Source organism: Streptomyces xingningensis (assembly GCF_054957865.1).
Map to the genome: position 1 here is coordinate 130,502 of NZ_JBDJPF010000002.1, position 13,383 is coordinate 143,884.

Sequence of the window (13,383 nt, forward strand, 5' to 3'; positions counted from 1 at the left end):
TGCTACGTCTACAACGTCAACAATGTCAACTCCGGTACAACGCGCGTAGATTCTGACCGCGACCACCACTCCCGCAACACCCTTCCAAGGTTGCGATCCGATGACTGCTGAGAGGCTTGCACCATGACGTCAACCGAGCAGCAACCCCTGCCCTATGGCACCCCCGACGCACCGCGCCTCGCCGTACTCGGCGAAGCCCGCCTGGAAGTGGACCCCGAGATCGCCCACCTCGATGTCACCATCAGCACCCGTGGCACCGACCGCCGCAAGGCCCTCGACGACCTCACCCGCCGCAACAGCCAGGTACTCGACCTCATCAAGTCCCATGGCGAGGCCGTCGAAAAGCTGGAAACCGGAGCATTCACCATCACCCCCCAACTCAATGACAAGGGCCGCCACGAACGCATCCGCTCCTACCGCGGCCATGTCCACATCACCGCCACCATCTCCGACTTCACCGTGCTCGGCGAACTCACCACCCGACTCGCCGACCTCGAACTCACCCGAGTCGACGGCCCCTGGTGGGGCCTGCGCCCCGACTCGCCCGTACACGGCGAGGCCCGCCGGCAAGCAGTACACGACGCCGTACAACGGGCCCGCGAATACGCCCAGGCGCTGGGCGCCCAACTCGTCGCCCTCCTCGAACTCGCCGACCTCGAGGCCGACCACCCCGGCCCGGTCGCCATGGCGGCGGGCGGCGGCATGCCACGCTTGGCCGGCTATGCAGGAGGCGGCGCCGGCGTCCCCGCACTGGACCTCGAACCACAGCGGCAGACCGTCTACGCCCACGTCAATGCGCGTCTGACGATAACCCGACCGGAACTCTGAGCCGGGCGCCATCGGGGGCGCTCCGGCCGCTCATCGGAGCACCCCCGCGCACGTTTCACTAGTTGTCAACAAGCTTTTACCCAAAGGACGTTGGGCGGTAGCAGTCCACCAATCCGCTACCCGGCAGTAGCCCATAAGGTCATGCCATGCGCCGAGCAAAAATCGTCTGCACCCTGGGGCCCGCCACCGACTCGTACGAGCAGATCAAGGCACTCGTCGAAGCCGGCATGGACGTCGCCCGATTCAACCTCAGCCACGGCACCTACGCCGACCACGAGGCGCGATACCAGCGGGTGCGGAAGGCGGCAGAGGAAACCGGCCGCAGCGTGGGAATCCTCGCCGACCTTCAAGGCCCGAAGATCCGCCTGGGCCGCTTCCAGGAAGGCCCCGTACTCCTTGAACGCGGCGACGAGTTCACCATCACCGTCGAAGACGTACTGGGCGACCGCCACAGCTGCGGCACCACCTATGACGGCCTCGCCGCCGACGTCGGCAAAGGCGAACGCATCCTCGTCGACGACGGCCGCGTCTGCCTCGAGGTCACCGAGGTCCACGGCCCCCGCGTCAAGACCATCGTCATCGAAGGCGGCATGGTCTCCGACAACAAGGGCCTCAACCTCCCCGGCGTCGCCGTCTCCGTCCCCGCGCTCTCCACGAAGGACGTCGAAGACCTGCGCTGGGCGCTGCGCATCGGCGCCGATATCGTCGCCCTGTCGTTCGTCCGCACCGCGCAGGACATCGACGATGTCCACCGGGTGATGGACGAGGAGGGCCATCGGCTGCCCGTCATCGCCAAGATCGAAAAGCCACAGGCGGTCAAGAACCTCGACGAGATCATCCTGGCCTTCGACGGCATCATGGTCGCGCGAGGCGATCTCGGCGTCGAAATGCCCCTGGAAACGGTCCCGATCGTGCAGAAGCGCGCCATCAAGCTGGCAAAGCGCAATGCGAAGCCGGTCATTGTCGCCACGCAGATGCTGGACTCGATGATCGACGCCTCCCGCCCGACGCGCGCGGAGGCATCCGACGTCGCCAATGCCGTCATCGACGGCACGGATGCCGTGATGCTCTCGGGCGAGACCAGCATCGGTAAGTACCCGGTCGAGACGGTCAGGACGATGGGCCGCATTGTGATGGCGGCCGAGGAGGACGTCCTGGCCAAGGGTCTCCCCCCACTGACCGAACGCAGCAAGCCCCGCACCCAGGGCGGCGCGGTGGCGCGCGCCGCCGCCGAGATGGGTGACTTCCTGGGGGCGAAGTTCCTGGTCGCCTTCACTCAATCCGGTGACACGGTACGGAGGTTGTCGCGCTATCGTTCGCCGATCCCGCTGCTGGCTTTCACGCCGGAGCCGGGGACCCGGGCAATGCTCAACTTGACGTGGGGAGTTGAGACATTCCTCGGGCCGATGGTGCAGACGACCGATGAGATGGTCGAGCAGGTGGACGAGTATTTGCTGAGGATCGGGCGGTGCCGGAAGGGAGACATGGTCATCATCACGGCCGGGTCGCCCCCGGGGACGCCGGGTTCCACGAATCTGGTGCGGGTGCACCATGTTGGAGAGGACGACGCGCCTCGGGGGTGAGGGTCAGTACTTCGGGCCGATGTGGGCGTCCATGAGGGCTACTGAGGCGCGACGGGCTACGGAGACGTTGAAGGGGTCACTGCCGCGGGCCAGCACGCTCCATTCGACACCCACCTTGGTGAGTGTGGCTGTGTAGAGCTTCCGGATGTCGTCCGACTTGTTGGCGAACATGTACCTCGGGTACTCGTAGCGTTTGCGTACCCCGCCCACCATCTTGGTGGTCCAGTTGATGATCCGACAGCCGTCGGAATGGACGAGCCCCCGTAGGAACTCCCATGGGTGTGCGTCCACGATCTGCTGTTGCCAGGACTCAAGGGCGATGCGTCGGTCATGCTTCTTGCCGGGGCCGTGCTGAGGAAACATGCAAGTCCAGTGCTGCGTATGAGACTTCACCTCGGTGCAGCCTCTCTGTTGGCGCCGTCTCACGCTGGGCTGTGGCATGACCTTGCGGATGGCTGCCTCGGCGGCGTCGATCAGACCAGGCCAGACGTCGCCGCAGTAGATGGACAAGTGATGCTGCTTCGGCTTGGAGATGATGTGGCCGTCGCCCAGATACAAGCCGAGGAGATAGGCATACGCCTCGTGATCGAATTCTCGGCCCGTGCACCTGGGGCAGTCGGTGGGATGCTTGAAGACTTCGCCTCGGCGCCTTCGGTCTTCGAACCGCCACCAGCTGATCGTTCCCAGCGGGATGCCGAGCTGGCTGGCAACTGTGTTGTTGGGTACGCCGCCCCGCATCAGGGATATCGCGCGGGTGCGCGTCTCAAGATCGTACATGGCTGCGAGCCTGGCTGAAAATCTGCAGCCGCAGGACGCATCGAAGAATTGTTCACCGTGGCGAGTGAAGATCACTGGCTACCGGCGACCCTTTGAATCGAAGGTAGAGTGCCCTGGGTGGGATTCGAACCCACACTGAATACTGTTTGAGAGTATCGTCTCTGCCATTGGACTACCAGGGCTTGCCTACGAAACCAAGGTTAGCGTAGTTAGGTCGTGAGTCAAAGCTACATGACCTAGGTAGGCTCATGCAGCAGAACCCTGCCCTGGACCAAGGAGCCCCGTGACCGCCGCCGAGCCCGAGCCCCAGCCGCCCGTCGACGACGAGCAGGCGCACACCCCTCCGCACACCACCCGCGTAGTGATCGCCGAGGACGAGGCGCTGATCCGCCTTGACCTCAAGGAGATGCTCGAAGAAGAGGGCTACACCGTCGTGGGCGAGGCGGGCGATGGCGAGACGGCGGTCGCGCTGGCCCGTGAGCACCGGCCGGACCTGGTGATCCTGGATGTGAAGATGCCGATCCTGGACGGCATCTCCGCCGCCGAGCGGATCGCCGCCGATTCCATCGCCCCCGTCCTGATGCTCACTGCCTTCTCCCAGCGCGAGCTGGTCGAGCGGGCCCGCGACGCCGGTGCGATGGCGTACCTGGTGAAGCCGTTCAGCAAGAGCGATGTGGTGCCCGCGATCGAGATGGCCGTCTCCCGTTTCACCGAGCTGAAGGCGCTGGAGCAGGAGGTCGCCGACCTTTCCCAGCGGCTGGAGACGCGCAAGCTGGTGGACCGGGCGAAGAGCATTCTGCAGACGCAGTACGGGCTGACCGAGCCCGCCGCGTTCCGCTGGATCCAGAAGACGTCGATGGACCGCCGGCTGTCCATGCAGCAGGTGGCCGAGGCGGTCATCGAGGACGCGCGGGAGAAGAAGTCGGCCAAGGAACAGCAGTAGCGGTGGCCTGGTGGACGGGGCCCGTGCCGACGGTGGCACGGGCCCCGTTCGCGTTCAGTCCTCGCCGAGGTATGCCTTGCGCACCGACTCGTCGTGCAGTAGTTCCGCGCCCGTACCGGACAGCACGATGCGTCCGGTCTCCATGACGTGCCCCCGGTCGGCGAGGGTCAGCGCCGCCTGGGCGTTCTGCTCGACCAGCAGGATCGTGGTGCCGGAGGCCTTCAGCTCGGTGATGGTGGCCATGATCTTCTGCATCATGATCGGGGAGAGGCCCATGGAGGGCTCGTCGAGCATCAGGAGTTTGGGGCGGGACATCAGGGCGCGGCCCATGGCCAGCATCTGCTGTTCGCCTCCGGAGAGGGTGCCGGCCGCCTGCTTTGCTCGTTCGCCGAGGATGGGGAAGAGGTCATAGGCGCGCTGCATGTCCTGGGTGATGCCCGCCGAGTCCTTGCGGAGGAAGGCGCCGAGCTGGAGGTTTTCGGCGATGGTGAGGCGGGGGAAGATGTGGCGGCCTTCGGGGGAGTGGGCGAGGCCGAGGGCGACGATGCGGTGGGCGGGGATGCCGGTGAGGGGTTGGCCGTTGAAGCGGATGGTGCCGGCCAGGGGGGTGAGGAGGCCGGAGAGGGTGCGGAGGGTGGTGGTTTTTCCGGCGCCGTTGGTGCCGATGAGGGTGACGATTTGGCCGGTTTCCACGGTGAAGCTGATGCCTTTGACGGCTTCGATCTTGCCGTAGGCGATGCGGAGGTTGTCGACCTCGAGCAGGGCGGTCATCGGGTCTCGTCCCCCTCCGAGTGGGCTTCGGCTGCTTCGACTTCGGCGACTTCCTCCTGGCCGGGTGCGCCTTCGAAGGGGGTGCCGAGGTAGGCGGCGATGACGCGTTCGTCGCGCTGGACCACCTCGGAGGTGCCCTCGACGAGTTTTTCGCCCTGGACGAGTACGGCGACATGGTCGCAGAGGTTGAAGATAAAGCGCATGTCGTGCTCGATGACCAGGACGGCGGTGCCCTGGTCGCGGATGGCGGAGACCAGTTCCTCGGTGGCGCGGGTCTCCTGGGGGTTCATTCCGGCGGTGGGTTCGTCGAGGAGCAGCAGGCCGGGGTCGCTGGCGAGGGCGCGGGCGATTTCGAGCTTGCGTTGTTCGCCGTAGGGGAGGTTGCGGGCGAGGTGGTCGGCCTTGGTGGTGAGTCCGGTGAACTCCAGGAGTTCTTTGGCGCGTTGGGTGGAGGCTGTTTCGGCGCGGTGGAAGGCGGGGGTGCGCAGGAGGGCGGAGAGGAGGCCTTCTTTGGTGCGGGTGTGGCGGCCGACGAGGATGTTTTCGAGGACGGTCATATTGGCGAAGAGGCGGATGTTCTGGAAGGTGCGGGCGATGCCTGCTTGGGTGACGAGGTGGGGTTTGGGGGGAAGGATGTTGCCTTGGTAGGTGACGGTGCCTTCGGTGGGTACGTAGAGCCCGGTGAGGCAGTTGAAGAAGGTGGTTTTTCCGGCGCCGTTGGGGCCGATGAGGCCGACGATTTGGCCTGGGGCGACGGTGAGGTCGACGGCTCGTACGGCGGTGAGGCCGCCGAAGCGCATGGTGACGCCGGTTGCCGTGAGCAGGGGTGTGGCGGTGGTCGTCATGGGTTCAGGCCTCCGCCCTGGTGGCCGTGGTGGGGTCGTGGAATTCGAGTTGGCGGCGGCGGTTGGGGATGATTCCTTCGGGGCGGAAGCGCATCAGGAGGATGAGTGCGGCGCCGAAGGCCAGGAGTTGGTAGTCCTGGAGGAATTGGAGTTTGGCGGGGATGAGGTAGAGCAGGGCGGCGCCGAGCAGTGGTCCGGTGATGGTGCCCATGCCGCCGAGGATGACGGCGGCGAGCAGGAAGGCGGAGTTGGGGGGTACGGGTCCGGCGAAGACGTACTGTTCGGGCACGGCGGTGTAGGCGACGTGGGCTTGTACGGTGCCGGCGAGGCCGGCGAGGGTGGCGCCGAGGGCGAAGGCGAGGAGTTTGAGGCGGAAGCCGTTGATGCCCATGGCGGTGGCTGCTGTTTCGTCCTCGCGGATGGCTATCCAGGCGCGGCCGATGCGGGAGTTGCCGGCGCGGCTGAAGACGAGTACGACGATGATGGTGAACAGCAGCATCAGGAGGTAGTAGTTGGCGAAGGGGTTGAGGGTGAGGCCGCCGAGGGAGTGTTTTTCTCCGAAGTTGTAGCCGAAGAGTTCGAGGTCGGGGATGTTGGGGATGCCGTTGGGGCCGTTGGTGAGTGAGGGTCCGGATTCGCCGTTGAGGTTGCCGACGGTGATGCGGAAGATCTCGCCGAAGCCGAGGGTGACGATGGCGAGGTAGTCGCCGCGCAGTCGCAGGGTGGGGGCGCCGATGACGACGCCGAAGACCAGGGAGGCGGCGGCGCCGGTGAGGACGGCGGCCCAGAAGGGGAAGTGGATGTGCAGGGTGGAGGCGGTGGAGCCGGAGACCAGGGCGGCGGTGTAGGCGCCGACGCCGAGGAAGGCGACATATCCGAGGTCCAGGAGTCCGGCGAGGCCGACGACGACATTGAGGCCGAGGGCGACGGTGGAGAAGATCAGGATGTTGACGACGATGAGGGTGTATTCGTCGGTGTCCTGGGTGAGGGGGAAGAGCGCGGCGGCGATAAAGGCCGCGGTGACGGTGATGTTGCGGTGTTTGGTGGTGAGGGTGGAGAGGCGGTCGAAGAGCCCGGCTTTGAAGAGTGCGGCGGTGGTGAAGCCGGTGAGGAAGAGGAAGCCGGTGAAGAGCTCTCCGTAGGAGGTGCCGATGCCGTAGGTAAGGACATAGAGGGCGAGGCCGAACGAGGCTGCGATGATGAGGATTTCGGCCCAGGCGGGCAGTGGTCGGGTGGGGGGCAGCCGTCGGGTTGTGCGGCCCGGGCGTACGGTGCGCAGGGTGCCGCGCAGGGCCGGGCCCAGTAGGGGGGTGGCGTAGAGGCCGTGGTCGGGGTAGGAGGCGGCGGTGCGACGGTCGATGGGGAGGGAGAGGGCGCTGAGGAGGGTGAGGAGGGCGGTGATGGCGGCGAAGTAGCCGCCGGGTTCGAGGTTGACCAGGCCGTTGAGTTGTACGGCGATGGCGATGATGGTGTACCAGGTGGTGGCGAAGGTTCCGGCGGCGAGGTAGGTGGTGGCGTTGTGGCCGCCGGCGGGGTTGAGCCAGCGGAGGCCGGGGGTTCCCCAGGCGGCGAGGGTGTGGATCAGGGTGAGGAGTGCGCCGGTGAGGGTGAGGAGTTGGAGGCCGCCCGGGTAGCCGTTGATGGTGAGGTTGCCGGGGAAACTGTCGGTCCAGGTCCAGGCGGTGAAGGTGGAGACGGTGGTGAGCGCGGCGCCGGCGGTGGTGAGGATGCGGGCGACGTTGAGGGGGAGGGGGATGACGGGGGTGGTCTCGATGGTGTTCTGCGCGGTGGAGTCCTGTGCGGTGTTCTGTAGGGTCATGGGTCTCACGCCCGATCCGCGACGCGTTCGCCGAGCAGGCCTTGTGGCCTGACGAGTAGGACGACGATGAGCAGGACGAAGGCCCAGACGTCTTTCCAGCCGCCGCCGCCGAGTTGTTGCATGCCGGGTATGTCCTGGATGTAGGTGGAGGCGGCGGACTCGGCGATGCCGAGGACCACTCCGCCGAGCATGGCTCCGTGGATGTTGCCGATGCCGCCGAGGACGGCGGCGGTGAATGCCTTGAGACCGAGGATGAAGCCCATGGCGAAGTCGATTCGTCCGATGCGCAGTCCCTGGGCGACGGCGGCGACGGCGGCGAAGGCGCCGCCGATGGCGAAGGCCAGGACGATGATGCGGTCGGTGTTGATGCCCATCAGGCGTGCGGTGTCGGGGTCCTGTGCGGTGGCCTGCATGGCGCGGCCGGTGCGGCTCCTGGCGACGAAGAAGCCGAGGGTGATCATGCACAGTGGGGCGGCGACGAGGACGAAGAGGTCGCCGCGCTGGACATGGACGTTGGAGGCGAGTTCGAAGGCATTGCCCTTGAACCGGGGGAAGTCGCGGGGTGTCTTGGCCTTGGGGTAGAAGGACCAGACGATCTGCTGGAGGGCGATGGACAGGCCGATGGCGGTGATGAGCGGGGCCAGTCGGGGCGCGGTGCGCAGGGGGCGGTAGGCGAAGCGTTCGGCGGCGGTGGCGACGGCGACCGAGGCGATCACACCGCCGATGAGCATCAGGGGCAGGACGGCGCCGAGGGGGGCGTCGGGGAGCCAGAGGTGAATGGTGAGGGCGCCGAAGGCGCCGACCATGACGATCTCGCCATGGGCGAAGTTGATGAGCTGGACGATGCCGTAGACCATGGTGTAACCGATGGCGACGAGGCCGTAGAGGGCCCCCAGGGCGAGTCCACTGACCAGCGTTTGCGGCAGCTCGTGCACCGCGGGCCTCCGAGGGGTGTCGGATGTGGCGCCGCGCGAGGGCGTGGGTGTACGTCCTCGCGCGGCGTGTCGACGGTTGCGCGGTGGTGGGGCTCAGTCCTTGAAGGTGGCGGTCTTGACGGCCTTCCATTGGTGGTTGACCACTTGGTAGACGGTCAGCTGTTTGTTGGTGGTGTCGCCGTACTCGTCGAAGGAGGTCTTGCCGGTGACGCCGTCGAAGGAGACCTTGCTCATGGCGTCGAGGACCTTTGCGCGCAGATCGTCGGGGACCTTGCCGTTGTTGTCCTCGACGGCCTTTTTGACGGACTGGACGATGGCCCAGCCCGCGTCGTAGGAGTAGCCGCCGTAGGCGGCGTAGGGATCCGAGTATCCCGCGTCCTTGTAGTTCTGGATGAAGTTCTTGGCCGAGTCGAGCTGTTCGACGGGGTAGCCGACGGAGGTGGCGATGTCGCCGTCGTTCTCCTTGCCGGCGCCGGAGATGAAGCCGGGGTCGTAGATGCCGTCGCCGCCCATCTCGGGGATGTGGGCTCCGGCCTTCTTGGTCTGGCCGGAGAGCAGGCCGCCTTCGGGGTATTGACCGCCGTAGTAGACGGAGTCGGCGCCGGAGTTCTTGATCTTGTTCGCGGTGGCGGAGAAGTCGGTTTCCTTCTCGGTCACATGGTCGGTGCCGACGACCTGTCCGCCCAGCCGCTTGAACTCCTGGGTGAAGATGGTGGCGAGGCCGGCCCCATAGGCCAGCCGGTCGTCGACGACGAAGACCTTCCGCTTCTTGCCGTCGTTGTAGAGGTACTGGGCGGCGAACTTGCCCTGGATGATGTCGGTGGTGGCGGTGCGGAAGTAGGTCTTGAAGGGGCGTTTCTTCTCGCCCGAGGCCCACTTGTCGCCCTGGCTGAGAGCAGGGTTGGTGTTGGCGGGGGAGATCTGGGTGAGTCCCGCCTTGTCGAAGACGCCCTGCATGGACTGGGCGACACCGGAGTTGAGCGGCCCGACGACGCCGGCCACGGACTTGTCGGCGGCGAACTTGGCGGCGTTCTGCTGGCCGGTGCCGGGGACGGCCTGGTCGTCGAGGGCTTGCACCTTGAAGGTGACGCCCTTGACCTCGTTGTTCTTGTTGGCGGTGCGGGCGGCCAGATCGACGGAGTTCTTGATGCCATGACCCATGGCGGAGAGGCCGCCGGTGAGCGGGGCGTCGACACCGATCACCACGGTGGTCTTCTTGCCTCCGTCACCATCGCCACCCCCCTTGTCGTCGCGTGATCCGCAGGCGGTTAAGGCGAGAGCTCCGGTGGTGATCGCGGTGGTGAGGATGAGCAAGGAACGGTGTCGCACGGTGAGTCCTTTCCCTGTCGCGGCGGCCGTGGTGAGGCGCCGCATCGCTCGCCGGGCAGGGTTGAGGTGCTTCTGTGCGGATGTGCGAACTGCCCGGCGGGAGCGGTGATTGGCCGTGACTCTAGGGGGTGTGCGACGAGGCGGGGCAGAGGTGGCGGCCATGCTGTGACTGTCTTGTTATGACGCCGATCACGCTTATGGGGCTCGTGTTGCGGGTGGTGTGCTAGGTGTGGGTGCGTGCTCTGCGCAGCAGGTGGCGCCGTCGGCGGCCGCACAGCGTTGGCGCGCTTGACGATGAATCAACTTCCGTGCGGCATCGGTGCCATGGCGTTGCTGTTCGATGTCCGCGGCGCGGACGATGTCTTCGTGAATGCGGAACTGGGCGCTGGAGAGGCCCTTCTGGGCCCAGTCGAGCCCGGCCCACTTGCCGTGGGTGAGGGTTTGTTCGGCCCAGTAACTGATGAGGCTGGTGCAGATGTTGATGGGTGAGGGAGGTGTGGGTTCGCTGTGGTGGCCGGCTGCGGGGGTGCCGCAGCCGGTGAGGGTGATTGCTGTGGTGATCAACAGTGCGGGTATGGCGGTGAGTTGGCGCCGTTGGGTCGCGGATGTGGCCCTCATGACGGAACGTTAGGACGGGCCGGTGGGTGAGGGAAGTGGTGGGGCGGCTCCGCTCAGGCGGCGGGGGCGTTCTCGCGGATGAGGCAGGTGAGGCGGGCGGAGCAGACGCGCTTGTTCTGTTCGTCGGTGATGACGATTTCGTAGGTGGCGGTGGTGCGGCCGCGGTGCACGGGGGTGGCGGTGCCGGTGACGAGGCCGGAGCGTACGCCGCGGTGGTGGGTGCAGTTGAGGTCGACGCCGACGGCGATGTGGCCGGGGCCGCCGTGCAGCATGGCGCCGATGGAGCCGAGGGTTTCGGCCAGTACGGCGGATGCGCCGCCGTGCAGGAGACCGTAGGGCTGGGTGTTGCCCTCGACGGGCATGGTGCCGGTGACGCGCTCGGGGGATGCCTCGACGATGTGCACGCCCATGCGTGCTCCGAGGTGTCCGGCGGAGAAGAGGGGGAAGAGGGAAGGGAGGTCGAGACCGCTGTCGGCCCAGGCGTCGATGATCTCTTGCGGGAAGATGGTCCTGGTCTGCTCGCCCATGGATCTCGGCTCCCTGTCTCTGTTGGTGCGTGTGTTAACGGTTGGGATCGTCCTATCAGGTCGCCGGTTGGGGGGCAGGGGCGGGGTCGGTGGCAGGCTGGACCCTGATGATCAGGGATTTGCTGGCCGGGGTGTTGCTGGTGTCGGCGGTGTGGTCGAGGGGGACCAGGACGTTGGTCTCCGGGTAGTAGGCGGCGGCGCAGCCGCGTGCGGTGGGGTAGTGGACGATGCGGAAGCCGGGTGCGCGGCGCTGGGTGCCGTCGGTCCATTCGCTGATGAGGTCGGCGTAGGAGCCGTCGGCGAGGTTCAGGGCGCGGGCGTCGTCGGGGTTGACGAGGATGACGCGGCGGCCGTTCTTGATGCCTCGGTAGCGGTCGTCGAGGCCGTAGATGGTGGTGTTGTACTGGTCGTGGGAGCGGAGGGTCTGCAGGAGCAGCCGGCCTTCGGGCACTCGGGGGTAATCGACGGTGGAGGCGGTGAAGTTGGCCTTGCCGGTGGTGGTGGGGAAGCGGCGTTGGTCGCGGGGGGCGTGGGGGAGCGTGAAGCCTCCGATTGGGGTCTCCCCTGCTCGAGCGGAGCCGAGAGCTCGGGGAAGGGCCACGCGGTTGTTGAAGTCCTCGAAGCCGGGGATGACGCGGGCGATGCGGTCGCGGATCGTCGCGTAGTCGTTTTCGAAGTGCTCCCAGGGGGTGGTGCTGGTGGGACCGAGGACATGGCGGGCGAGGCGGCAGACGATGGCGGTTTCGGAGAGGAGGTGGGGGCTCGCGGGCCGGAGGCGTCCGCGGGATGCGTGGACCATGCCCATGGAGTCCTCGACGGTGACGAATTGGTCGCCGCCGGCCTGCCGGTCGGCTTCGGTGCGGCCGAGGGTGGGGAGGATGAGGGCGCGTGCGCCGGTGACCACGTGGGAGCGGTTGAGCTTGGTGGAGACATGGACGGTGAGCCGGGCGCGGCGGACGGCGGCTTCGGTGACGTCGGTGTCGGGGGTGGCGGAGACGAAGTTGCCGCCCATGGCGAAGAAGACCTTGGCCTGTCCGTCGCGCAGGGCCCGGATGGCGCGGACGACGTCGAGGCCGTGGGCGCGGGGCGGGGGGAAGCCGAATTCCTTTTCCAGGGCGTCGAGGAAGGCGGGGGTGGGGCGTTCGAAGATGCCCATGGTGCGGTCGCCCTGCACGTTGCTGTGGCCGCGTACGGGGCAGACGCCGGCGCCGGGGCGGCCGATGTTGCCGCGCAGGAGGAGGAAGTTGACGACTTCCTTGATGGTGTCGACGGCGTGTTTGTGCTGAGTGAGGCCCATGGCCCAGCAGACGATGGTGCGCTTGGAGTCGAGGGTCATGCGCAGGGCCCGGTGGACTTCCTCGCGGGTGAGGCCGGTGGCGTGCAGGGTCTCGGCCCAGTCGGCGGTGCGGGCGGTGCGCTCGAACTCCTCGAAGCCATGGGTGTGCCGGGCGATGAATTCGGTGTCGGTGGCGCCTTCGGTCTCCAGGATGAGCCGGTTGAGGAGGCGGAAAAGGGCGTGGTCGCCGCCGAGGCGGATCTGGAGGAAGAGGTCGGTGAGAGGGGTGCCGCCGCCGACGAGTCCGCGGGCGTTCTGTGGGTTCTTGAATCGCTCCATGCCCGCTTCGGGCAGGGGGTTGATGGTGATGATCTTCGCGCCGCGGGACTTGGCCCGCTCGAGGGCGCTGAGCATGCGGGGGTGGTTGGTGCCGGGGTTCTGGCCGGCGACGATGATGAGGTCGGCCTGGTGGAGGTCGTCGAGGAGGACGCTGCCCTTGCCGACGCCGATGGTGTCGGTGAGTGCGGAGCCGGAGGACTCATGGCACATGTTGGAGCAGTCGGGGAGGTTGTTGGTGCCGAACTCGCGGGCGAAGAGCTGGTAGAGGAAGGCGGCTTCGTTGCTGGTGCGGCCTGAGGTGTAGAAGACGGCTTCGTCGGGGGTGGTGAGGGTGTGGAGTTCTTCGGCGATGATGTCGAAGGCCCGCTCCCAGGGGATGGGTTGGTAGGTGTCGGCGCCCTCGGCCAGATACATGGGCTGGGTGAGCCGGCCCTGCTGGCCGAGCCAGTAGCCGCTGCGGGTGGCCAGGTCGGCGACGGGGTGGGCGGCGAAGAAGTCGGGGGTGACGCGGCGCAGGGTGGCCTCTTCGGCCACCGCCTTGGCGCCGTTCTCGCAGAATTCGGCGGTGTGCCGCTTGTCGGGCTCGGGCCAGGCGCAGCCGGGGCAGTCGAAGCCGTCCTTTTGGTTGACCTTGAGGAGGGTGAGGGCGGTGCGGCGGACGCCCATCTGCTGTTGTGCGGCGCGCAGGGAATGGGCGATGGCGGGGAGCCCCGCGGCGGCGTGCGCCGGGGCGGTGACGTCGGGTGCGTCCTGGACCGGATCGCCGGTGGGCGGGTTGCCTGCCATGTCGTTC

Annotated in this window: 12 protein-coding genes and 1 tRNA gene; 3 read left to right on the plus strand and 10 right to left on the minus strand. The window is 67.0% G+C overall.

Translation table 11 applies throughout. The features are described 5' to 3' along the window. Positions 1-123 precede the first annotated feature (123 nt). The gene (locus ABCR83_RS01825; RefSeq protein WP_462692572.1) at positions 124-828 is read left to right on the plus strand and encodes an SIMPL domain-containing protein; all 705 of its coding nucleotides are present in this window, start codon (positions 124-126) and stop codon (positions 826-828) included. A gap of 146 nt (positions 829-974) precedes the next feature. Continuing rightward, positions 975-2,411, plus strand: coding sequence for a pyruvate kinase (pyk, locus tag ABCR83_RS01830; protein WP_462692574.1), 1,437 nt, complete (start codon positions 975-977; stop codon positions 2,409-2,411). Between the two features lie 3 nt (positions 2,412-2,414). On the opposite strand, the gene ABCR83_RS01835 is transcribed toward pyk, so the two are convergent. Both ABCR83_RS01835 and ABCR83_RS01840 read right to left on the minus strand, forming a co-directional pair. Continuing rightward, positions 2,415-3,188 carry a helix-turn-helix domain-containing protein gene (locus tag ABCR83_RS01835; RefSeq protein WP_462692576.1) on the minus strand — a complete coding sequence of 258 codons (774 nt, stop codon included), beginning with the start codon at positions 3,186-3,188 and terminating at the stop codon, positions 2,415-2,417. A gap of 109 nt (positions 3,189-3,297) precedes the next feature. Continuing rightward, a tRNA-Leu gene (locus tag ABCR83_RS01840) sits at positions 3,298-3,370 on the minus strand. A 101-nt stretch (positions 3,371-3,471) separates the two neighbouring features. Here ABCR83_RS01840 and ABCR83_RS01845 point away from each other — a divergent pair. Further along, positions 3,472-4,131 (plus strand): ANTAR domain-containing response regulator, encoded by a 660-nt coding sequence (locus tag ABCR83_RS01845; RefSeq protein ID WP_462692578.1) that lies wholly within the window; start codon positions 3,472-3,474, stop codon positions 4,129-4,131. A 54-nt stretch (positions 4,132-4,185) separates the two neighbouring features. On the opposite strand, the gene ABCR83_RS01850 is transcribed toward ABCR83_RS01845, so the two are convergent. The 8 genes from ABCR83_RS01850 to ABCR83_RS01885 form a co-directional block, all read right to left on the minus strand. Continuing rightward, a complete protein-coding gene (locus ABCR83_RS01850; protein ID WP_462692580.1) occupies positions 4,186-4,902 on the minus strand; it encodes an ABC transporter ATP-binding protein in 717 nt (238 codons plus the stop codon). Further along, positions 4,899-5,747: an ABC transporter ATP-binding protein gene (locus ABCR83_RS01855; protein WP_462692582.1), complete on the minus strand. Its 849-nt coding sequence runs from the start codon at positions 5,745-5,747 to the stop codon at positions 4,899-4,901. The genes ABCR83_RS01850 and ABCR83_RS01855 overlap by 4 nt, the downstream gene beginning before the upstream one ends. A gap of 4 nt (positions 5,748-5,751) precedes the next feature. Then, positions 5,752-7,566: a branched-chain amino acid ABC transporter permease gene (locus tag ABCR83_RS01860; protein WP_462692584.1), complete on the minus strand. Its 1,815-nt coding sequence runs from the start codon at positions 7,564-7,566 to the stop codon at positions 5,752-5,754. Between the two features lie 5 nt (positions 7,567-7,571). Then, the gene (locus tag ABCR83_RS01865) at positions 7,572-8,501 is read right to left on the minus strand and encodes a branched-chain amino acid ABC transporter permease (protein ID WP_462692586.1); all 930 of its coding nucleotides are present in this window, start codon (positions 8,499-8,501) and stop codon (positions 7,572-7,574) included. Positions 8,502-8,594: 93 nt separating this feature from the next. Continuing rightward, entirely contained in the window at positions 8,595-9,830 is a 1,236-nt protein-coding gene (locus tag ABCR83_RS01870) for a branched-chain amino acid ABC transporter substrate-binding protein (RefSeq protein WP_462692588.1), read from the minus strand. A gap of 195 nt (positions 9,831-10,025) precedes the next feature. Then, a complete protein-coding gene (locus ABCR83_RS01875) occupies positions 10,026-10,448 on the minus strand; it encodes a hypothetical protein (RefSeq protein ID WP_462692590.1) in 423 nt (140 codons plus the stop codon). Between the two features lie 53 nt (positions 10,449-10,501). Continuing rightward, positions 10,502-10,975, minus strand: coding sequence for a PaaI family thioesterase (locus tag ABCR83_RS01880; protein ID WP_462692592.1), 474 nt, complete (start codon positions 10,973-10,975; stop codon positions 10,502-10,504). 55 nt (positions 10,976-11,030) lie between these two features. Next, positions 11,031-13,376, minus strand: a complete 2,346-nt coding sequence (locus ABCR83_RS01885; protein ID WP_462692594.1) for an FdhF/YdeP family oxidoreductase — start codon at positions 13,374-13,376, stop codon at positions 11,031-11,033. Positions 13,377-13,383 lie beyond the last annotated feature (7 nt).

Coding starts and splice junctions, on each gene's coding strand:
- ABCR83_RS01825 (WP_462692572.1), top strand. CDS start 124: ATGACGTCAACCGAGCAGCAACCCCTGCCCTATGGCACCCCCGACGCA.
- pyk (WP_462692574.1), top strand. CDS start 975: ATGCGCCGAGCAAAAATCGTCTGCACCCTGGGGCCCGCCACCGACTCG.
- ABCR83_RS01835 (WP_462692576.1), bottom strand. CDS start 3,188: ATGTACGATCTTGAGACGCGCACCCGCGCGATATCCCTGATGCGGGGC.
- ABCR83_RS01850 (WP_462692580.1), bottom strand. CDS start 4,902: ATGACCGCCCTGCTCGAGGTCGACAACCTCCGCATCGCCTACGGCAAG.
- ABCR83_RS01855 (WP_462692582.1), bottom strand. CDS start 5,747: ATGACGACCACCGCCACACCCCTGCTCACGGCAACCGGCGTCACCATG.
- ABCR83_RS01860 (WP_462692584.1), bottom strand. CDS start 7,566: ATGACCCTACAGAACACCGCACAGGACTCCACCGCGCAGAACACCATC.
- ABCR83_RS01875 (WP_462692590.1), bottom strand. CDS start 10,448: ATGAGGGCCACATCCGCGACCCAACGGCGCCAACTCACCGCCATACCC.
- ABCR83_RS01880 (WP_462692592.1), bottom strand. CDS start 10,975: ATGGGCGAGCAGACCAGGACCATCTTCCCGCAAGAGATCATCGACGCC.
- ABCR83_RS01885 (WP_462692594.1), bottom strand. CDS start 13,376: ATGGCAGGCAACCCGCCCACCGGCGATCCGGTCCAGGACGCACCCGAC.